At 70.1% G+C, this 20793-nt stretch carries 19 protein-coding genes; 3 read left to right on the forward strand and 16 right to left on the reverse strand.

Annotation, left to right across the window (positions count from 1 at the left end; genetic code table 11):
* Positions 1 to 69: 69 nt before the first annotated feature.
* The 13 genes from JOD31_RS14710 to coxB form a co-directional block, all read right to left on the reverse strand.
* Positions 70 to 2991 carry a sensor domain-containing phosphodiesterase gene (locus JOD31_RS14710; RefSeq protein WP_428980911.1) on the reverse strand — a complete coding sequence of 974 codons (2922 nt, stop codon included), beginning with the start codon at positions 2989 to 2991 and terminating at the stop codon, positions 70 to 72.
* 112 nt (positions 2992 to 3103) lie between these two features.
* Entirely contained in the window at positions 3104 to 3688 is a 585-nt protein-coding gene (locus tag JOD31_RS14715) for a GNAT family N-acetyltransferase (protein WP_204951172.1), read from the reverse strand.
* Positions 3689 to 3699: 11 nt separating this feature from the next.
* A complete protein-coding gene (locus JOD31_RS14720; RefSeq protein WP_204951173.1) occupies positions 3700 to 4974 on the reverse strand; it encodes a M16 family metallopeptidase in 1275 nt (424 codons plus the stop codon).
* Between the two features lie 202 nt (positions 4975 to 5176).
* Positions 5177 to 6595, reverse strand: a complete 1419-nt coding sequence (thrC, locus tag JOD31_RS14725; RefSeq protein WP_204951174.1) for a threonine synthase — start codon at positions 6593 to 6595, stop codon at positions 5177 to 5179.
* Between the two features lie 310 nt (positions 6596 to 6905).
* Positions 6906 to 7370: a hypothetical protein gene (locus tag JOD31_RS14730; RefSeq protein ID WP_204951175.1), complete on the reverse strand. Its 465-nt coding sequence runs from the start codon at positions 7368 to 7370 to the stop codon at positions 6906 to 6908.
* A complete protein-coding gene (locus tag JOD31_RS14735; RefSeq protein ID WP_204951176.1) occupies positions 7367 to 8113 on the reverse strand; it encodes an SURF1 family protein in 747 nt (248 codons plus the stop codon). Before JOD31_RS14735 ends, JOD31_RS14730 begins: the two co-directional genes overlap by 4 nt.
* Entirely contained in the window at positions 8110 to 8490 is a 381-nt protein-coding gene (locus JOD31_RS14740) for a DUF983 domain-containing protein (protein ID WP_204951177.1), read from the reverse strand. The genes JOD31_RS14735 and JOD31_RS14740 overlap by 4 nt, the downstream gene beginning before the upstream one ends.
* A gap of 82 nt (positions 8491 to 8572) precedes the next feature.
* Positions 8573 to 9409, reverse strand: a complete 837-nt coding sequence (locus JOD31_RS14745; RefSeq protein WP_204951178.1) for a cytochrome c oxidase subunit 3 — start codon at positions 9407 to 9409, stop codon at positions 8573 to 8575.
* Between the two features lie 62 nt (positions 9410 to 9471).
* A complete protein-coding gene (locus JOD31_RS14750; RefSeq protein ID WP_428980916.1) occupies positions 9472 to 10101 on the reverse strand; it encodes a cytochrome c oxidase assembly protein in 630 nt (209 codons plus the stop codon).
* A complete protein-coding gene (locus JOD31_RS14755; protein ID WP_200819600.1) occupies positions 10088 to 10246 on the reverse strand; it encodes a hypothetical protein in 159 nt (52 codons plus the stop codon). Before JOD31_RS14755 ends, JOD31_RS14750 begins: the two co-directional genes overlap by 14 nt.
* Positions 10246 to 11211: a heme o synthase gene (gene cyoE, locus JOD31_RS14760; protein ID WP_204951180.1), complete on the reverse strand. Its 966-nt coding sequence runs from the start codon at positions 11209 to 11211 to the stop codon at positions 10246 to 10248. The genes JOD31_RS14755 and cyoE overlap by 1 nt, the downstream gene beginning before the upstream one ends.
* Before the next feature lie 85 nt (positions 11212 to 11296).
* Positions 11297 to 12907, reverse strand: a complete 1611-nt coding sequence (gene ctaD / locus JOD31_RS14765; RefSeq protein ID WP_204951181.1) for a cytochrome c oxidase subunit I — start codon at positions 12905 to 12907, stop codon at positions 11297 to 11299.
* A 40-nt stretch (positions 12908 to 12947) separates the two neighbouring features.
* Complete coding sequence (gene coxB / locus JOD31_RS14770) at positions 12948 to 13808, reverse strand: cytochrome c oxidase subunit II (protein ID WP_204951182.1); 861 nt, start codon at positions 13806 to 13808, stop codon at positions 12948 to 12950.
* 351 nt (positions 13809 to 14159) lie between these two features.
* Here coxB and JOD31_RS14775 point away from each other — a divergent pair, with 351 nt between their 5' ends.
* Positions 14160 to 14654, forward strand: coding sequence for an invasion associated locus B family protein (locus JOD31_RS14775; protein ID WP_271206198.1), 495 nt, complete (start codon positions 14160 to 14162; stop codon positions 14652 to 14654).
* A gap of 303 nt (positions 14655 to 14957) precedes the next feature.
* Here JOD31_RS14775 and JOD31_RS14780 read toward each other — a convergent pair whose 3' ends face one another.
* The 3 genes from JOD31_RS14780 to pabB are packed head-to-tail and all read right to left on the reverse strand — an operon-like array spanning position 14958 to position 17799.
* On the reverse strand, positions 14958 to 15785 hold the full coding sequence (locus JOD31_RS14780) for an aminotransferase class IV (RefSeq protein ID WP_204951184.1): 828 nt from the start codon (positions 15783 to 15785) through the stop codon (positions 14958 to 14960).
* Complete coding sequence (locus JOD31_RS14785) at positions 15773 to 16366, reverse strand: anthranilate synthase component II (protein ID WP_204951185.1); 594 nt, start codon at positions 16364 to 16366, stop codon at positions 15773 to 15775. The genes JOD31_RS14780 and JOD31_RS14785 overlap by 13 nt, the downstream gene beginning before the upstream one ends.
* On the reverse strand, positions 16363 to 17799 hold the full coding sequence (pabB, locus tag JOD31_RS14790) for an aminodeoxychorismate synthase component I (protein ID WP_204951186.1): 1437 nt from the start codon (positions 17797 to 17799) through the stop codon (positions 16363 to 16365). Before pabB ends, JOD31_RS14785 begins: the two co-directional genes overlap by 4 nt.
* Before the next feature lie 172 nt (positions 17800 to 17971).
* Between pabB and JOD31_RS14795 the strand changes: the two genes are divergently transcribed.
* Complete coding sequence (locus JOD31_RS14795) at positions 17972 to 19801, forward strand: monovalent cation:proton antiporter-2 (CPA2) family protein (protein WP_246482511.1); 1830 nt, start codon at positions 17972 to 17974, stop codon at positions 19799 to 19801.
* Between the two features lie 58 nt (positions 19802 to 19859).
* Entirely contained in the window at positions 19860 to 20786 is a 927-nt protein-coding gene (locus JOD31_RS14800; protein ID WP_204951187.1) for a DUF937 domain-containing protein, read from the forward strand.
* Positions 20787 to 20793 lie beyond the last annotated feature (7 nt).

Here is a 20793-nt window from a genome sequence, read left to right on the forward strand (position 1 = left end):
TCCTCCCGTCTCAGACGTTGAGCCCGCGCCTGGACATCAGCGCTCCGGAAGCGCCGGACGACGGCGCCTTCACCGCCGCCCGAGCGCGCCCTGCATGACGCGGCGGGCGACGCCCTGGGGGGCGAGGCCGAGCATGCGGTCGCAGTCGTCGGCCGACATGGCCTCGCCGAAGGCGTAGCCCTGCGCGAAGGTCGCCCCGAGGTGGTAGAGCTCGACCGCGTCGCTGTCGGTCTCCACGCCCTCCGCGACGACCTCCATGCCGAGATCGTGGGCGAGCCGCACGATCGAGCCGAGGATCACCGGCCGCTCCCCGCGTCCCGTGGGACGCACGAAGGACTTGTCGATCTTCAGCACGTCGAAGGGGAAGCGCTGGAGGTAGGCGAGGCTGGAATGGCCGGTGCCGAAGTCGTCGAGCGAGAGGCCGGCCCCGAGTTCGCGCAGGCGCAGCAGCATCTGCGCCGCGTGCTCCGGGTTCTCCATGACCAGGCTTTCGGTCAGCTCGATCTTGAGCGAGCCCGGCGGCAGCAGCGCCCGCGCCAGCACGTTCTTGATGTCCTGCACCAGGTCCTGCCGCAGGAACTGCCGGCTCGAGACGTTGACCGACATGAACAGCGGCGGCTCGCCCGGCACCCGCGCCTGCCACTGCGCGAGCTGACGCGCGGCCTCGTCCAGCGCGAACAGCCCGAGGTCGACGATCAAACCGCTCTCTTCGGCGATCGAGATGAATTCCGCGGTCGAGCGGCGGCCGTAGCGCGGATGCTCCCAGCGCAGCAGCGCCTCGAAGCCCGCGATGGTGCGGTCCTCCAGCCGGACGATCGGCTGGTAGTGCACCTTGATCTCGTTGCGCTCGAGCGCGCGGTTCAGTTCGCCCGCGATCAGCAGGCGGTCGGTGGTCGCCGCCCGCATGGTCGGCTTGAACACCTCGATGTGGTCCCCGCCGAAGCGCTTGGCGTGGTACATCGCCACTTCGGCGTTCTTGACCATCTCGTCGCCGGTGCCGCCCGAGCGGCCGTCGGCGAGCGCGAGGCCGATCGAGGCGGTGAGGAAGATCTCGCGGCCGCCGAAGGTGATCGGCGCGCGCAGCGTCCGCTTCAGCGTGTCGGCGAAGCCCGTGATGTTCTCGCCGTCGCGCTCGGACAGCAGCAGCACGCCGAACTGGTCGCCGCCGAGGCGCGCCAGCGTGTCCTGCGGCTTCAGGAGCCGCGAGAGGCGCCGGACCACCGTGATCAGGATGGTGTCGCCGGTGGTGACGCCGACGCTCTCGTTGACCTTCTTGTAGCGGTCGATGTCGAGCACCATCACCGTCGGCCGCAGACCCGTGTCGGTCTGGGCGTAGGCGAGCGCGGCATCGAGCCGGTCCACGAACAGCTCGCGGTTCGGAAGGCCCGTGAGGTTGTCGTGCACGGCGTTCTGGAGCAGGCGCTCCTCGGTGGTCTTGGCGTCGGTCACGTCGAGCAGCGTGCCGACGCAGCGCACCACCTCGCCGTCGGCGCCGACCACGGGGCGGGCGCGCAGCGTGTACCAGAGGAAATGCCCGTCCGCGCCGCGCAGACGGAAGGTCTCGGCCAGGCGCCCCCGGCGTTCCTCCACCAGCGCGTCGAGCGCCGCGCGGAACCGGTCGCGGTCGCTCGGATGGACGACGTCGAGCCAGCGCGCGGCCGGCGCGTCGAGCGCGCCGCGCTTGAGGCCGAGCGCATGCTCGAGCTCGTGCCCGGCGTGGACCCGGTCACCCTCGACGTCCCAGTCCCACACCACGTCGCCGGAGCCGGTGATCGCCAGCGCCCGGCGCTCGACGTCTGAGGCCGGCCCTGTCGCCACGGAGCCGCCGGAGAAGGCGTGCTGCATGACCGTGAAGCCGATGAGCAGGACGATCAACACCAGGCCGCCCACCAGCGCCGCGGCGGCCAGATCGCTGGCGAGCCCGCCCGCGACGGTGATCGCGGCGGCGCCGACCCAGGCGACCAGCAGGATCCATGTCGGCGCCAGCATCACCGCGCGGTCGTAGCCCTTGGCCGCGAACCACACGACGATGCCGAGGCCGATGACCGCCACGCCGATCAGCGAGAGCCGCGCGATGCCGGCGGCGATCGGCGCCTGGTAGGCCGCAAGCCAGACGAGCCCCACCAGGAAGGCCAGCCACACGCCCATGATGTGGCTGTAGCGCACGTGCCAGCGGTTCAGATTGAGGTAGGCGAACAGGAAGACCAGCAGCGTGGCCGCCAGCGAGGCTTCGCTCGCCGCCCTCAGGATGCGGTCGACGTCCGGCTGCAGGTCGAAGATCTTGCGCCAGAACCCGAAGTCGACGCCGAGATAGAACATCACGCCCCAGGCCAGCGCGGCCGCGGCGGGGAACATCACGCTGCCCTTCACCACGAACAGGATGGTCAGGATCAGCGCCAGAAGGCCGCCGACGCCGAGCATGATGCCGCGGTAGAGCGTGAAGGAGTTGATCTTGTCCTTGTAGGCGTCGGTGTCCCAGAGCGTCAGCTGCAGCAGCTTCGGCGACGCGAGCTCGACGACGTAGGTGACCGTCGCGCCGGGATCGATCGTCAACTGAAACACGTCGGCGTCGTCGGAGGCCTGCCGTTCGGGCCGAAGCCCCTGGCTGGCCGTGACGTTCGCCAGCCGCTCTTCGCCGAGGTCTGGCCACACGGCGCCCGAACCCACCAGCCGGAAGTGCGGCGAGACAAGCAGGCGGTCGATCTGCTCGTCGCCGTCGTTGCGGAGCGCGAAGACGAGCCACTGCCGTCCGTCGCCGCCCTCCCGCTGGGCGCGCACCTCGATCCGTCGGACGATTCCGTCGGGGCCGGGGAAGGTGGCGACCTGGAGCCGGTCCGCCTGGCCGACCGGCCGCTCGACCGCGCCCAGCAGATCGATCGCCTCGTCGTCGCCGTCGACTGACAACGGCTGCAGCGCCGCCGCGGGGGCGACGGTGAAAAGGAGCGACATGAAGAGAAACAGCGCCGGAAGAAGGGCGCGGACCGAACGCAACGCTTGGCGTCTCCCCGAAAGCCGTCGGAGCGACGGCGACGTGATGGCCCGGCGTTTTCACCGCGGGTCCCGATCGCGTCGGCCGCTCCGCGAAGCGCCGACCCGCATCTACTTAGCCCACGGCGTCGCTTCGCAGAAGCGCGTAAAGCAGGTGGTCCTGCCAGACGCCGTCGATGCACAGATATTCCCGCGCGTAGCCCTCCTTCTGGAACCCCGTCTTTTCCAGCAGACGGATCGACGCGGCGTTGAAGGGCAGGCAGGCGGCCTCAATCCGCCGCAGCTTCAGCTGGGTGAACACGAAGGGCGCGAGCGCGCGCACCGCCTTGGTCATCAGGCCCCGGCCCGCGTGGCGTTCGCCCATCCAGTAGCCGACCGAGCAGGTCTGGGCGACGCCGCGGCGCACCTGGCTCAGCGTGACGCCGCCGACCAGCTGGCCTTCGGCGTCGAACACGAAGAACGGGTAGGCCTGGTCCTGCTCGATCTCGCGCACGTAGCGCTTCAGACGGCGGCGATAGGCGAGCCGCGTCAGGTCGTCGGCGGGCCAGATCGGCTCCCACGGCCGCAGGAAGGATCGGCTGGCGGACCTCAGGTCCGCCCAGGCCTGGTAGTCCGCCATCTGGGGCGTGCGGAGCGTGACGCCCTCCCCCGCCACGGTGGGCACCAGCTCCGCCGCCGCCAGCGTCCGGAAGAACGCCATCGCCCGCGGTCTCAGGCTGCGGAGCGCCGCGCGCCCAGCCGTTCGGCCAGGCGATCTTCGCGCATCAGCCCCCGCGTCGGGCCGATCGCGGCGAGCGTCGACGCGGAGCCGAGCATGAGCTTGCCCGCGGCCCGCGCGTCCTCCACCGTCACCGCCTCGATCTTGGCGAGCGTCTCCTCCAGATCGAGCGGCCGCCCGTGGGCGAGCTGGTGGCGGGCATGATGATCGGCCCGCGACGCCGCCTGCTCCAGCGACATCAGCAGCCCCGCCTTCATCTGCGCCTTGGCGCGGAGCACCTCGCGCTCGGTCGCCGCATCCGCGGCGTCGTGCAGCACGTCGAGCATCACGGGCAGGATTTCGGCCGCGTCCTCCGGCCCGAGGCCGGCGTAGGCGCCGAACAGGCCGGCGTCGGCGTAGCCCCAGTGGAAGGCGTGCACGGAATAGGCGAGGCCGCGGTTCTCGCGCACCTCCTGGAACAGGCGGGAGGACATGCCGCCGCCGACGAGGTTCGCGAACACCTGGGCCGCATAGGCGTCGGGCGCCTCGTAGGGGCGACCCTCGAAGGCGATCGCGACATGGAGCTGCTCGAGGTCGCGTTTCGCCCGCTTGTCGCCGCCGCGGTAGGCCGCGGCCTTCGGCGTCTCGGCCTTGCCTGCGGGCAGCCGGGCGAAGAGCCGGGCCGCCGCGTCGACGATGGCGTCGTGCTCGACCGCCCCGGCCGCGACGACGACCGCGCCGCCGGAGGTGTAGTTGCGGCCGAGGAAGCCCGCGAGGGCGCGCCGGTCCAGTCCGCGCACGGTCTGCTCCGTGCCGAGGATCGAGCGGCCGAGCGGCTGGCCGGGGAACGCCGCCTCCTGCAGCATGTCGAACACGAGGTCGTCGGGCGTGTCCTCGACGGAGCCGATCTCCTGCACGATCACGTTCTGCTCGCGCTTCAGCTCGTCCGGATCGAAGGCGGGCTCGGTGACGATGTCGGCCAGCATGTCGAGCGCCAGCTCCACGTCGGCGGCCAGCACGCGGGCGGAATAGGCGGTCTGCTCGACGCCGGTCGCGGCGTTGAGGTCGCCGCCGACCTGCTCGATCTCCTCGGCGATGGCGAGCGCGGAGCGCCGCGCCGTGCCCTTGAACGCCATGTGCTCCAGCAGATGGGCGAGCCCGTGCTCCTCCTCGCGCTCCGACCGGGCGCCGGCCCCGAAGGAGACGCCGACGGCCGCCGTGCCGAGCTCGGGCATGGCGTCGGTCACGACCGCGAGGCCGGACGGGAGCGTGGTGACGCGCGCGCTCATCGGGCGGCTTCTTCGTTGGAACAGGCGGGAAGGGCCCCCCTCCCCCTTGTGGGGAGGGGTTGGGGGTGGGGGTGGTTCAGAACGAAGCGCCCCGCCTTCGCCGCCTCGGGCCAGGAGCGACGTCCTGCGCGACCCCCGCCCCGGGCCTCTCCCCGCAAGGAGAAGGGGGGAAGGGCGGTCGCGTTCGCCTCCACGCGGGCGGTCACGCGGCGGCGTCCCGGAGCACGCGGGCGTGGTCCGACACGTAGGCCTCGATCGCCGCGACGTCGTTCGGCAGGCGCTTGAGGCGCTCGGGCCGCGTCAGCAGGTCGGCGAGATGCGGCGGCAGCGCGGGCCGCACACCCGAAGCCGCCTGCACCGCGTCCGGGAACTTGGCGGGATGGGCGGTCGACAGCACCACGGTCGGCGTCGCCGGATCGAGCGCGGCGTGGTCGGCGACGGCGTAGGCGACCGCGGTGTGGGTGTCGAGCAGGTAGCCCGCGTCCTTCAGCACGGCGCCGATGGTGCGGCCGACCGTCGCCTCGTCGGCGCGGGCGGCGTCGAACTCGGCGCGGATGGCCGCAAGCGCGTCCGGCTCCAGCGTGAAGGCGCCGGACTGGCCGAGCGACGCCATCGCGGCGCGCACCTTGGAGGGGTCGCGGCCGACGGCGTCGAACAGAAGCCGCTCGAAGTTCGACGACACCTGGATGTCCATGGAGGGCGAGGTCGTCGCGGTGACGCCGGTGACCTCGTAGCGCCCGGTCTCGAGCGTGCGGGCGAGGATGTCGTTGACGTTGGTGGCGATGACGAGCCGCCCGATGGGCAGGCCCATGCGCTTCGCCACATAGCCCGCGAAGACGTCGCCGAAGTTGCCGGTCGGCACCACGAAGTCGACCTTGCGATGGGGGGCGCCGAGCGCGAGCGCGGCCGCGAAGTAGTAGACCGCCTGCGCCAGCACCCGCGCCCAGTTGATCGAGTTGACGCCGGCGAGCGCCAGGCGGTCGCGGAAGGCGTGGTGGTTGAACATCGCCTTCACGTGCGCCTGCGCGTCGTCGAACGAGCCGTCGATCGCGATGGCGTGGACGTTGACGTCCGGCACGGTGGTCATCTGCCGGCGCTGGACCTCGCTGACCTTGCCGTCCGGCATCAGGATGAAGACGTCGAGCCGCGAGCGCCCGCGGAAGGCCTCGATCGCGGCGCCGCCGGTGTCGCCGGAGGTGGCGCCGACGATGGTCGCGCGCTGGCCGCGCTCGGCGAGCGCGTAGTCCATCAGCCGCGCGAGCAGCTGCATGGCGACGTCCTTGAAGGCGAGCGTCGGGCCATGGAACAGCTCGAGCACGAAGCGGTTCGGCCCGGTCTGCACCAGCGGCGTGGTCGCCGGGTGGCGGAACGAGCCGTAGGCTTCCTGGATCATCGCCCGGAGCGTCGGCGCCGGGATGGCGTCGCCTACGAAGGGGGCGATCACCGCCTCGGCGATCTCGGCGTAGGGGCGGCCCGCAAGCGCGGCGATCTCGTCGCGGGAAAGCGTGGGCCAGGTCTCCGGCACATAGAGGCCGCCGTCGCGCGCGAGGCCCGCCAGCATCGCGTCGGCGAAACCGAGCCTGGGCGCGTCGCCGCGGGTCGAGACATAGGCGACAGCCATGCCGAAGATGCTCCGTCGAAACAGGGAAATGAGGCCGTCAAACTAGGCCCGGAGGCCCGGAGCCGCAAGCGCGGCGGACGGCTCCCCCAAATAGATCCGCATTGTAATGGCGCGCGAAAGCCCGCAACTGTCACACTGACCCCAGCCGCTCATTCAGCTGGCGTCAAAAGCGACCTGCAATATTGCACACAGAATATCGTCTCTAGACCAAATAAACTCCCAAGATAATATGCTTTTGCCTCATCGTCCTTTATAATTGACACGCTGATGTAAAACGTATCGTTGTTCCTGTGCCTTATCGACGTCAGTCTCAGAGAGCCACCAAGACGAACGCCCATTGTTTTTTGGAGCATATCCTCATAAGCGCCCCCTCGAACTCAGGAACTCTAATAGTTTTACCTATTCCATCCCGCAAATTATCCAACTCACCTTTAATTTCAGAATTGTTTTGGAATATTCCTTCGGCACAGGCGTTAAGGTCGTGCGACGGATGCATGTCACCATAGTAGGCATAAACAATCTTGCCCTCGACTGATGGGCGGGCAACCAGCCCACTGATCACTTGAGGTGTCCGTTTGTCTGGATGCAGCCGTTTGGCGAAATCGGCGACGTCCTTCGTCGTGAGCATGGACGGCTCGCTGCAGAGCACAATCAGCGCCGCTTCCGCCGTTTCCTGGCCGAAATCACCCGGCTGGAACACTGGCGTTTTTACTCCTTCGGCCTCAACGCCGCCGCTCATCAAAGCACCGATCAAGCCTATCGCCGCCGCCCTCATCGCGTTTGCTTTCCCTCGCGCAACGCCCGGACGGCGTAGACCGCGAACACCGCGGCAAGCGCGGCCGCGAGGCCGAACCAGGTGAGCGCGTATTCCAGGTGGCGGTTGGGGAAGGTCAGCCGCGTCTCGCCGCCCTGCGGTAGGCCGCCGGGGTTCGGCGTCGCGTCGGCGTCGACCGTGAACGGCGCCACGCGCGTCAGCCTGAGGCCCGCCGCGATGGCTTTCGGGTCGCGGGCGAAGAACAGGCGCTTCGCCGGGTCGTCGGCGGGGGTGAACAGGTTGCGGTCCTCCGGGACCCGCAGGAGGCCCGTCACCGTGACCGGTCCGGCGACCAGCGTTTCGGGCCGGCGCGCCGGATCGCCCAGCGGCTCGGGCACGAAGCCGCGGTTGACGATGACGGCGGAGCCGTCCGCCCGGACGAGCGGGGTGAGGACGAAGTAGCCCGGGCCGGACAGCGGCCCGCGCGCGTCGCCGAGCGCGACGTAAACCCGGACCTCGTTCTGGTGCGCGAACGTTCCGGTCAGGTTAACCCGACGGTAACCCCAGGCGTCAAAGTCGAGCGCCGGCCAGTCGGCTTCGGCCGGCGCCGCGACGGGCGGGGCTTCGGTTCGCGCGGAGATGCGGGCGACGAGGTCGTTCTTCCAGGCGAGCCGTTCGAGCTGCCAGACGCCGAGGGCGACCAGGAGCCCGAGCGCGACCAGCGTCGCGAGCCCGGCGCCGAGAAGCTTGCGCGCGCCGGTCATCGGTCGAGCTTCGCCTCGGACGCGGCGTTGCGGTGCTGGAGGGCGATCAGCAAGCCCTTGAACAGACGGAGCATTCCCAGGCAGACGAACAGCGTCAGGGGCAGCGACACCAGCAGATGGACCCAGAACGGCGGTTCGAAGGTGAACTCGAACCACAGCACGAAGCCGAGCACGAGGAAGCCCGCGATCAGCGTGACGAACACCGCCGGCCCGTCGCCCGCGTCCGCGAAGCCGTAGTCGAGCCCGCAGACCTCGCAGGCCGGCGGCAGATCGATGAAGCCCTTGAACAGTTTGCCTTTTCCGCAGGCGGGACAGCGCCCCAGCAGACCCGCGACGGCGGCGTTGACGGAGGGCTGGGACACGGTCGGCGTGGTCATCGCGGGTCCTTGGAACGGCGAAGGGCCGCCGGCGCGACGCCGGCGGCCCTTCGGAAGCTCTGGCGCCGCGAGGGCGCCGTCGTCAATGGGCCGCAGCGTGCGCGCCGGCGCCCCAGACGTAGATCGCCGCGAACAGGAACAGCCACACCACATCGACGAAGTGCCAGTACCAGGCCGCCGCCTCGAAGCCGAAGTGCTGCTTCGGGGTGAAGTGGCCGGCGTAGACGCGGGCGAGGCAGACCGCGAGGAAGATGGTTCCGACGATCACGTGGAAGCCGTGGAAGCCGGTCGCCATGAAGAAGGTCGCGCCGTAGATGTTCTCGGAGAACTTGAACGCGGCCTCGGAATATTCGACCGCCTGGAACACCGAGAACAGCGCGCCGAGGCCGATCGTCAGCCACAGGGCGATCTTGAGGCTGCGGCGGTCGCCATGCAGCAGCGCATGGTGCGCCCAGGTCACCGTGGTGCCCGAGGTCAGCAGGATCAGCGTGTTGACCAGCGGCAGGTGCCACGGGTCGAAGGTCTGGATGCCCGTGGGGGGCCACACGCCGCCGGTCGCCTCAAGCCGCTGGAACTGGTGCGCCTCGTTCGGGAACAGGGCCACATCGAAGTAGGCCCAGAACCACGCGACGAAGAACATCACCTCGGAGGCGATGAACAGGATCATGCCGTAGCGCATGTGGATCTGAACGACGCGGGTGTGGAAGCCGGCGTGGGCCTCCTTGATGACGTCGCGCCACCAGGCGATCGCGGTGTAGAGCACGCCCGCGAAGCCGGCGAGCCCGATCCACGGCGTGTGGCCGTGCATCCATAGCACCGCGCCGACAGCCATGACGAAGGCCGCCATCGAGGCGAGGAACGGCCACGGGCTCGGGTCCACGAGGTGGTAGTCGTGATGCTTGGCGTGGGCGTCGGCCATGGTCGTCTCCCCGTTATTGTCCTTCGGACCGCGGCTTTTGAGCGTCGCGCCCCGGTGAGCGTCTAGAGTTTCGGTCGGTCATCCTTCACGGCGGCGAGCGGCTTGGGGCCCTTCGCCGGGAAGAACGTGTAGGACAGCGTGATCTGCTTCACGCGGTCGAGCTCGCGCTCGTCCGCGATCGTCGGATCGACGAAGAACGCGACCGGCATGTCGATCTCCTCGCCCGGCTTCAGCGTCTGCTCGGTGAAGCAGAAGCACTGGAGCTTGGCGAAGTAGGCGCCGGTCGTCTCGGGCGTGACGTTGTAGGTCGCGGTTCCCGACAGTTCGCGGTCCGAGCGGTTGCGGACCTTGAAGTTCACGAGCTTCGTCTCGCCGACCTTCACCGTGGTCGTCGTGATCTCCGGCCGGAAGTCCCAGTCGAGTCCCGGGGCGACGTTGCCGTCGAACCGGACGATCATCGTGCGGTCCAGCGCCGCCGCGGGCGCGCTCTTCGCGACCTGCGTGGTGCCGTCGAAGCCGGTCGCCCGGCAGAACATGTCATAGAGCGGCACCGCGGCGAAGGCCGCGCCGACCATCACCGCGACGAACAGGCTGCAGGCCGCGGCCACGTTGCGGTGGCGGCGGTCGAGATCGGTCGTCGGCTTCGGCGCCTGTTCGGTCACCGTTCGGTCTCCACGCTCACAGGGGCCGATTGAGGACGTTGCCGCCCAGTTTGAAGATTGTCACCAGCCAGAACAGCACCACCAGCGCGCCCAGCGCCCAGGCGATGGCGACGTTCCGCCGCCGCCGCTGACGCTGCTGCTCCGTGGTCAGGCGGACGCCGTCCTCCTCGGCCATCACATCCAGCCGTCGAACGGCGCGGTCAGCGCCGCGACCCCGAAGCTCTTTTCGATCAGGATCGTGGCGAACAGCGCCGTCAAATAGAACAGCGAATAGGCGAACAGCTTGCCCGCGGCGCGGCGCGCCGGGACGCCCTCGCGCAGCCGGTAGACGCGCCAGGCGAAGCCGACGAAGGCGAGACCGGCGACGCTCGACAGCGTCAGGTAGGCCCAACCGCCGAGCCCGATCGCGGCCGGCAGCACGCCGAGCGGCGCCAGCGCGAGCGAATAGAGCAGGATCTGCCAGCGGGTCTCGTCCTCGCCGGCGACGACGGGAAGCATCGGCACGCCGGCCCGCGCGTAGTCCTCGGACTTGATCAGGGCGAGCGCCCAGAAGTGCGGCGGCGTCCACATGAAGATGATGGCGACGAGCGTCGCGCTCTCGAGCCCGACCGTCCCCGTCGCCGCCGCCCAGCCGATCATCGGCGGCAGCGCGCCGGCGAGCCCGCCGATGACGATGTTCTGAGGCGTCCAGCGCTTCAGCCACATCGTGTAGACGACGACGTAGAAGAAGATCGTGAAGGCGAGCAGCCCGCCCGCCAGCCAGTTCGTGGCGAGGCCGAGCAGCATCACCGAGACGCCGGAGAGCAGCAGGCCGAAGCCGAGCGCCTCGCCCGGCGCCACGCGACCCGCGGGGATCGGCCGGTTCTGCGTGCGGGTCATGACCGCGTCGATGTCGGCGTCCCACCACATGTTCAGCGCCCCCGAGGCGCCGGCGCCGACGGCGACGCAGAGCAGCGCGATCGCGCCGAGCACCGGGTGCAGGCCGCCGGGCGCGGCGACGAGGCCAACGAGCGCCGTGAAGATCACGAGCGACATCACCCGCGGCTTCAGGAGCGCGACGAAGTCCTCCACGCCGGCGAGGCTCGGGCCGGGGCCCGTCAGCGTCGGGGCGTCGAGATGATCGTCGTGAGCGAGGGACATGAAGGGGTACGCGCCTGACTTGAGGTTGAGCCCGGTCGGGGCAGGAGCGGCCGGAGGGGCGAAGCCCGCCCGGCCGCTCGGAAGGTCACTTCACGCGGGGCAGCGTCTCGAACTGGTGGAACGGCGGGGGCGAAGGCAGCGTCCACTCGAGCGTCGTGGCGCCCGGACCCCAGGGGTTATCGCCCGCCACGCGCTTCTTCGAGAAGGCCTCGAACACGCCGAAGAGGAAGATGAACACGCCGACCGCCGAGATGTACGACCCGACCGAGGACACGAAGTTCCAGCCGGCGAACGCGTCGGGGTAGTCGACGTAGCGACGCGGCATGCCTGACAGGCCGAGGAAGTGCTGCGGGAAGAACACGAGGTTCACGCCGATGAACGTGACCCAGAAGTGGGTCTTCGCGATCGTCTCGTTGTACATGTAGCCGAACATCTTCGGGAACCAGTAGTACCAGCCCGCGAAGATGGCGAAGACCGCGCCGAGCGACAGCACGTAGTGGAAGTGCGCCACCACGTAATAAGTGTCGTGCAGCGACCGGTCGATGCCGGCGTTCGACAGCACCACGCCGGTGACGCCGCCGAGCGTGAACAGGAAGATGAAGCCGATCGCCCAGTACATCGGGGCGCGGAGGCTGATCGAACCGCCCCACATCGTCGCGATCCACGAGAAGATCTTCACGCCCGTGGGCACCGCGATGACCATCGTGGCGAACACGAAATAGGCCTGCGTGTTCACCGAAATGCCGGAGGTGTACATGTGGTGCGCCCACACGACGAAGCCGACCACGCCGATCGCGACCATGGCGTAGGCCATGCCGAGGTAGCCGAACACGGGCTTGCGCGAGAAGGTCGAGATGATGTGGCTGATGATGCCGAAGCCCGGCAGGATCAGGATGTACACTTCCGGGTGCCCGAAGAACCAGAACAGGTGCTGGTAGAGGATCGGGTCGCCGCCGCCGGCCGGCGAGAAGAAGGTCGTGCCGAAGTTGCGGTCGGTGAGCAGCATGGTGATCGCGCCGGCGAGGACCGGGAGCGAGAGCAGCAGCAGGAACGCCGTCACCAGCACCGCCCAGGCGAACAGCGGCATCTTGTGCAGCGTCATGCCCGGGGCGCGCATGTTGAAGATCGTCGTGATGAAGTTGATCGCGCCCAGGATCGAGGACGCGCCGGCGATGTGCAGGCCGAGGATCGCGAAGTCCATGGCCGGGCCGGGCTGGCCGCTCGTCGAATAGGGCGGATAGATCGTCCAGCCGCCCGAAACGCCGTGCGAGCCCGGCGCGCCCTCGACGAAGAGCGAGGTGATGAGCAGGCCGACCGCGGGGATGAGCAGCCAGAAGGAGATGTTGTTCATGCGCGGGAACGCCATGTCAGGCGCGCCGATCATGAGGGGCACGAACCAGTTGCCGAAACCGCCGATCATCGCCGGCATCACCATGAAGAAGATCATGATGAGGCCGTGCGCCGTGGTGAAGGCGTTGAAGGTGTTCGGGTTGGTGAAGAACTGCATGCCCGGCTGCTGCAGCTCGAGGCGGATGCCGATCGAGAGCGCGCCGCCCAGGATCCCCGCGCAGATCGCGAAGATCAGGTACATCGTGCCGATGTCTTTGTGGTTCGTCGAATACACGTAGCGCCGCCATCCCGTCGGATGGTCGTGCCCCGCGTGCGTCGTACCATGGGCGTGAGCCGCAGTGGCCATAGCCTCGTCTCCCTGACTCAAGTCTTTTTCGGGCGGTCGATCAGCGCTGCGCGACGGTCGCGCCGCCCTGCTCGATCGACGCCTCGAGCAGCTTCTTGGCTTCTTCGGTGTCCGACTTCGCGGCTTCGAGCCAGCGGCCGTACAGCTCCTCGTTCACCACCCGGATCACGATCGGCATGAAGGCGTGGTCCTGGCCGCAGAGCTCGGAGCACTGGCCGTGGTAGACGCCTTCTTTGTCGGCGCGGAACCAGGTCTCGTTGTTGCGGCCCGGAACGGCGTCCACCTTCACGCCGAAGGACGGCATGGCGAAGGAGTGGATCACGTCCTCGGAGGTCACCTGCACGCGGACCACCTTGCCGACGGGCACCACAGCCTCGTTGTCGACGGTCAGCAGCCGGGGCTGGCCGGGCTTGAGGTCGCTGTCCTGCGCCATCACGGCGGTCAGCGTCAACTCGTCGGCGTCGGGATAGACGATGTCCCAGTTCCACTGGCGGCCGACGATCTTGATGTTCAGATCGCCCGGGGGCGGGGTGTACTGGGCGTAGAGCAGACGGAAGGACGGCACGGCGATCGCGACCAGGATCAGGACCGGCGCGATCGTCCAGACCACCTCGAGCATCGTGTGATGCGTGGTCTTGGACGGAACCGGGTTCTTATCCTCGCGGAAGCGCACCACGACGTAGATCAGAAGCGCCAGCACGAACAACGTGATGACGGTGATGATCGCCAGGATGAAGTTATGGAAGTCGTGGATCTGCTCGAAGATCGGCGTGACGGCGTCCTGGAAGCCAATCTCCCACGGGCTGGGCTGGCCGGCGGCGGCCAGCGCCGGCGCGGCGCCGATGATCGAGGCCGCCGCGGCGGCGATCGTGAGCGTCGTCAGACGTCCGGTTGGAAACATGCCAGCCTCTCGTCGCTTCCCAAGGGCCGGTTTCGCCCTTTTTTGTTGTCTTGTCATGCCCCTGCCCGGCGGAGCGAGCCCGCCAATGGTCGGAGCCGGTCGGGCCCAAGCGGCCGGCCCGCGCGGACGAATCCGTACGTGCGGCAGGCTGTAGGGGGTCTAACCTGCTTTCTTGAAATCATAAAGGTTGCGCAAGCTCAATGTGGCGCCTCAGTGACTTCCATGCGGCATAAGGGCGCGAAAAACCGCAGTCCCGAGACGACCTTGGGCGCACGGCCGTCAGCTTGACACGCCGCTCCGCTCTGCTACGCCCGAACGGTCCGTATCCGGAGACCGCCCCACGTGCCTCGCATCCGTTCTCTGGCGCCCGCCGCCGCAGCCGCTCTGATCGGGCTCGCGCCGGTCGTCGCCGCCGCCCAGGGCGCGGTCAAGGCCACCCACGGCGATTGGCAAATGCGCTGCGACACGCCGGCGGGAGCGCAAGGCGAGCAGTGCGCTCTGATCCAGAGCGTGACCGCCGACGACATGCCGAATGTCGGCCTCACGGTCATCGTGCTGAAGACCGCCGACAAAAAGAGCCGCCTCCTGCGCGTGCTGGCGCCGCTCGGCGTGCTGCTGCCGTCGGGACTGGGCCTGCGGATCGACCAGAATGAGGTGGGCCGCGCCGGCTTCGTCCGCTGCCTGCAGAACGGCTGCGTGGCCGAGGTCGTGCTGGAGGACACCCTCGTCGGCCAGCTCCGCAACGGCCAGAGCGCGACCTTCATCATCTTCCAGACCCCCGAGAAGGGCATCGGCATTCCGGTGTCCCTGAAGGGCTTCGGGCCTGGCTACGACGCCCTTCCGTAAGGCTCGGGTCCGCTCAAAGTCCTTCGAACACGATCATCACAATCGCGTAGACGATCATGACCGCGCAGAACGCCAGCGCGGCGCGGGACGTGCGCCGTCGCCGGGGCGCTGGCTCCGGAACCGAAACGCGGCGGCCGAAGGGCGGGCGGCCCGGTTGCGCCGGCGGGGACGTCGGCGGGCGAAGGCGCTTGAAGGTGCGAGCGGCGTCGGCCATGGCGTTCGCGGAGATACCGCCGCCGACGCCGGCCGCAAGCTCTCACGTCCGCGCGTAGTGAACGATCGATAATTTCAGAGCGTCGATCGTTAACCGTTTCGGGGGGCGCCGCAGGCCTCTCGGACGGCGTCGGCGACGGCTGTCACGAGACGCGTCTCGCCGGCGAGTTCGACGCCGTCCAGCGCGGTCACCGGCATCACGAGCCGGACGCTGTTGGTGGCGAAGACCGCGTCGGCGGCGCCCAGATCGGCGCGCGGCAGCGGGCGCTCCTGCGGCGTGAGGTCCAAGGCGGGCGCGATCTCCAGGACGAGCCGTCGCATGATCCCCGGCAGCACGCCTTCGGACGCCGGCGGGGTGACGAGCGTCCGGCCGAACAGCGCGAAGAGGTTCGCCATCGAGGTCGACGCGGCGCGGCCGTGGACGTTGAGCATCAGCGCGTCGTCCGCGCCCGCGCTCCGCGCCTCGTCGTAGGCCAGCACGCTGTCGAGGTAGGACAGCGTCTTGGCGCGCGACGCGAAGGACGTCGGGTTGCGCTGGACTGCGACCGTGGCGAGCCGGATCGGCGCGCCGAGCGTCGCCCAGGGGAACGGCGTCCGCGCCGCGATCACGGTCGGCGCGCAGGTCTGGGGGATCGCGAGCCCGCGCGCGCCGGCTCCGCGGGTCACGGTGAGGCGCACGACGGCGTCGCCGCCCTCCCCCGCCAGAGCCGCCGCTTCCGCTGCGAGCGCGGCGCGGTCGACCGGCAACCGGATTTCGGCCGCGGCCTGGACCATGCGGTCGAGATGGGCCTCGAGCGCGGCGGGACGGCCGCCGAAGACGGCGATGGTCTCGAACAGTCCGTCGCCGAGCGTCAGGCCGCGGTCCGCGAGGTCGAACGGCGCGACCCCGCCCACAGCGGCGCCGTTCAGACGAGGCACGGCGCGCGCGCCTCCGCCATGGCCAGGAAGTTCCGGAGCAGCGCGTGCCCGCTGTCGGTGAGGATCGACTCCGGATGAAACTGCACGCCGACCGTCGGATGCTCCGCGTGCGCCAGCGCCATGACCTCGCCCTCCTCCGAAGTCGCCGTCACGCGCAGCGGCCCGGCGTAACCCTCGTCGAACGCGACGATCAGGGAGTGATAGCGCCCGACGGTGAGCGGGTCGGGAAGCCCGGCGAACAGGCCCTCGCCGTCATGCGCGACGCGGGAGGCGCGGCCGTGGAGGGGGCGCCGGGCGCGAACGACGCGGCCTCCGAAGACCTCGCCGATCGCCTGGTGGCCGAGGCAGATGCCGAGGATCGGCACCACGCCCGACAGCGCCCGGATCAGCGGCAGCGACACGCCGGCTTCGGTCGGGGTGCAGGGGCCGGGCGAGACGATCACCGCCTCCGGCGCCATCGCCGCGATCTCCCCGACGCCGATCGCGTCGTTGCGCACGACCGTCACCTCGCGGCCGAGCTCCTCGACGTAGCGGGCGACGTTGAAGACGAAGGAGTCGTAGTTGTCGACGACGAGGATCATCGGAGCCCTCCGGCGGCCGCGCGCGGCGGCTCGCCGCCGTCCTTCGTCGCCGCGAGGCCGCCGCCGAAGGCGTCGAACACCGCGCGGGCCTTGGTCAGCGTCTCGTCGTATTCGGCGCGCGGGTCCGACAGCGCGGTGATGCCGCCGCCGGCCTGGAACAGGGCCTTGCCGCGGGCGAGGGTCGCGGTGCGGATCGCGATGTTGAAGTCGGCGTCGCCGGCGAAGGAGATCCAGCCGATCGAGCCGCAATAGACGCCGCGAGCGTGGCGCTCCAGTTCGGCGATGATCTCCATGGCGCGGAGCTTCGGGGCGCCGGTGATGGAGCCGCCGGGAAAGCTCGCCCTGAGCAGATCGGTCACGCCAAGCCCCTCGCGCAACCGCCCGGTCACGACGGAGACCAGGTGATGGACCGAGGCGTAGGTCTCGAGCCCGCACAGCGTCGGGACCTCGACGGTGCCCGGCCGGCAGACCCGCGACAGGTCGTTGCGCAGCAGGTCGACGATCATGACGTTCTCGGCCCGGTCCTTCTCGGAGGCGAGCAGCGCGCGGGAGGACGAGCCGTCGGCGTGCGGGTCCGCCCAGCGCTTGGCCGTGCCCTTGATGGGCCGCGCCTCCACGCGGTCGCCCTCGACCGAGACGAAGCGCTCCGGCGAGCTCGACGCCAGCACGACGTCGCCGAAGGCGAGGTAGGCCGCGAAGGGCGCGGCGTTCCGGGTGCGCAGGCGCCGGTAGAACGCCCAGGGGTCGAAGCCCGCCGGGAGATCGGCCAGGAAGCGCTGGGCCACGTTCGCCTGAAAGATGTCGCCCGAGAGCACGTAGTCGACGGTGCGTGCGATCGCGCGCTCGTAGGCCTCGCGGGTGAAGTTCGAGGCGAAGGCGATCGGCTGGGTCGGGGCTGCGGCGCGCGCGACGACAGGGGCCGCGAGCCGCTCCAGCACGTCGTCGGCGCGGGCGTCCGCGCGCGCCGCGCGGGCCTGTGCGTCGCGCTCCGGCGCGCCGGTCGAGATCAGCCACACCTTCCCCTTGGCGTGGTCGCAGGCGATCACCCAGTCGTAGAGCGGCAGCACCGCGTCCGGAACGCCGAGATCGTCCACCTCAGGCGCCGGCAGCCGCTCCAGCCGGCGTCCATAGTCATAGGAGATGAAGCCCGCCGCGCCGCCCTGGAACGGCGGAAGATCGGGATGAGCCGGCGCGCGCTCGGCGGCAAGCGCGCGCTCCAGCGCCGCCAGCGGATCGCCGTCGACGATCTCCCCGCCCATCCGCGCTCCGGCGGCGTCGACCTCCAGAACGGCGTAGGGGTCGGCCGCAAGGTAGGAGTAGCGGCCGAGCTTCGCGTGCGGCATCGCGCTGTCGAGGAAGACGAGATGCGGCAGCCCGGCGAGGCGTTCCGCCAGCGCAGGCATGTCCGTCGTCTGAAGCTCCGCGATCCGCATCGTCCGTCCGCATGCTGGCGCCGCCGGTCGCCGGCCGCGCGTGTCGTGTCTTATGATAAGCGCGCTCAAGCCCTGCGTCATGTGCGGCGCGGCGATGCATAGCCGGGGATCGCTTGCGAAGGCGAGCCGCAGGGCGCCACATGCGCGGCAATCCTCCCGCCGGAGCCGCCCTATGGAACATTCCGCAGCCCCCGGACCGCTGATCGGCATCCTCGTCTTCCTGGTGGCCGCGGTCGTCGCCGCGCCGATCGCCCGCCGATTGGGGCTGGGCGCCGTCGTCGGCTACCTCGCGGCCGGCGTGGTCATCGGCCCCGCCGCGCTCGGCCTGTTCCGCGACCCGGATCAAGTGCTGCAGCTCGCGGAGCTCGGCGTGGTGATGCTGCTGTTCCTGATCGGGCTCGACCTCCGGCTGGAGCGCCTGATGGCGCTGCGCCGGTACGTCGTGGGCATGGGCGGCGGCCAGATCGTCGGGGCCGCCCTCGCCGTGGCGCTGTTCGCCTACCTCGGCGGCTGGGCGGCCCCCTCGGCGCTCGCGATCGGCGTCGCGCTCTACTCCTCGGCCACCGCCATGGCGCTCCAGATCCTCGACGAGCGCGGCCATCTCAATCGGCCCTACGGCGAGAAGACGTTCGCGGTGCTGCTGGCGCAGGACATCGCCGTCGTGCCGGCGCTGGCGCTCATTCCGTTTCTCGGAGCGCCGGCGGGCGCCCCGAGCGAGAGCTGGGTCCATACCCTCGCGTCGGCCGCCATCGCGATCGGCGCCCTCGCCGGGATCGTGGTCGCGGGCCGCTACCTGCTCGATCCCATGTTCCGCCTGCTCGCGCGCACCGGCGCGCGCGAGGTGATGACCGCCGCCGCGCTGCTCGTCGTGCTGGGCGCGGCGGAGGTCGCGCACGCCGCGGGCCTCTCGATGGCGCTCGGCTCGTTTCTCGCCGGTGTCCTGCTCGCGACCTCCTCCTACCGGCATGAGCTCGAAGCCGACGTCGAGCCGTTCCGCGGCCTGCTGATCGCGCTGTTCTTCATGGGCATCGGCATGACGATCGACATCGGCGTGGTCTGGGACCGCCTGCCGCTGCTGCTCGCCGCGACGTCCGCCTACCTCGCGCTCAAGATCGGCGTGGCGGGAATGCTCGCCCGCCTGTTCGGAGCGCCGCTGCCGGACGCAATCCGGATCGGCTCGCTGCTTGCGGCGGCGGGCGAGTTCGTGTTCGTGCTGGTTCCGCTGTCCATGAGCAACGGGCTGATCGACGCCGAGACCGCAAGCCTGCTGTCCGCCATGGCGGCGCTCAGCCTGGTGGCGGCCCCGCCCCTCGCGGCGCTGGCCGAGCGGCTCGCCGCGAGGGCCGAGCCGACCCTGCCCGAGCCGGACGAGGACTTCGAGGGCGTCAAAGGGCAGGTGCTCGTGATCGGCTTCGGCCGCGTGGGCCAGATCGCCTCGCAGCTGCTGCTTGCGGAGGGCGTCGAGACGACCCTGATCGACGGCAACCCGGAGCGGGTCTTTCAGGCCGCCCAGTTCGGCTTCAAGGTCTATTACGGCGACGGCTCGCGCCTCGACGTGCTGCGGGCGGCGGGCGCGGACAAGGCGCGCGCCATCGTGGTCTGCGTCGACGACCGCGAGACCGCCAAGCGCATCGTGGAGCTCATCCAGTCGAGCTTCCCGCTCACCGAGCTGGTGGTGAAGGCCTACGATCGCGGGCACGCCCTCGACCTTTACGGCATGGGCCTCGCCAACGTGGTGCGCGAGACCTTTGAGAGCGCGCTCGTCATCGGGCGCATGGCCTTGGAGGCGGTCGGCGTCGACGCCGACCGGGCGCTCGAGATCGAGGAGGACATCCGACGCCGCGACGCCGAGAAGCTCGACGTTCAGCGCGTGGAGGGCATCTACGCGGGGCGCGACCTCACCTACACCAACAAGCCGACGCCCCAGCCGCTGGCGCAGCCGAAGCGGAAGGGCGCCGTGGTCGACGACGCCGCGACGCCCGCCCCGGCCCCCGCGGAGTGAGTGGCGGCCCCGATCGCCGCGGGTTAGGGTGGGCGAGGCTCGGCGCAGGAGAGACGCGATGTTCGACATGTTCGAGCTGATCCGGCGAACGCAAGGCGGCGGCGCCTTCGACCACATCGCCCGCGCCTACGGCATGACGCCGGAGCAGATGCGCGCCGCGACCGCCGCGTTGACCCCGGCCTTCGCCCAGGGCTTTCAACGCCAGTCGCACAGCGACGCCGCCGCGCGGCGGCTGCACGAGCTGATGGGGGCCGAAACCTACGCGCGCGCCTTTGAGGCCCAGGCCGCGGCGCTCGACCCCCGCGCCAAGAGCGCGGGCGAGGACGCGCTCGGCGCCCTGTTCGGCTCGAAGGACGTGTCGCGCGCCGTGGCCGCCCAGGCCGCCGCGGCCTCCGGCGTGCAGGCCGACATCATCCGCAAGGTGATGCCGGTGCTGACAAGCGTACTGATCGGCGGGGTGATCAAGGCGGCGCAGGCTTCGCAGGCGGGCTCGCCCGAGGCTGGGAGCGGCGGCCCGTTTCCCGGCCCCTTCGGCGCGTTCTGGAACGAACTGCTGCGCGACTCGACCCGCCGCCCCGAAGCCGGCGCCGCCGACGACGCGCCGCGCAATCCGTTCACCGACTGGGCGAACGCGTTCCGGCCCGATCCCGCCAAGACGGATGGCGGCAAGGCCGAGGACGGCAAGACCGAAAGCGCCGGGAGCGACGGCCCGGCCGCCTCGAACCCGATGGGCGAGATGATGGCGGAGATGTTCGGCGGGATGTTCGGCGCCCGACCGGCAGTCGAGCCCGAGACTCAGGAGCCGACGCCAGATCCGGCCGAGGCTCCGGCGACGGACCCGGCCAAGCCCGCCGGGACGACGCCGTTCGACCAGATGCTCGAGACCAGCCGGGAGCTTTCGGCGCAGAACGCCCGCGCCATGGAGCAGATCTTCGAGACCTTCTTCAGCGAGCAGAACGGCGAGCCGCGCAAGCCGCCCGCCTGATCCGCCG

This window comes from Methylopila capsulata (assembly GCF_016907975.1).
Taxonomy (GTDB): domain Bacteria; phylum Pseudomonadota; class Alphaproteobacteria; order Rhizobiales; family Methylopilaceae; genus Methylopila; species Methylopila capsulata.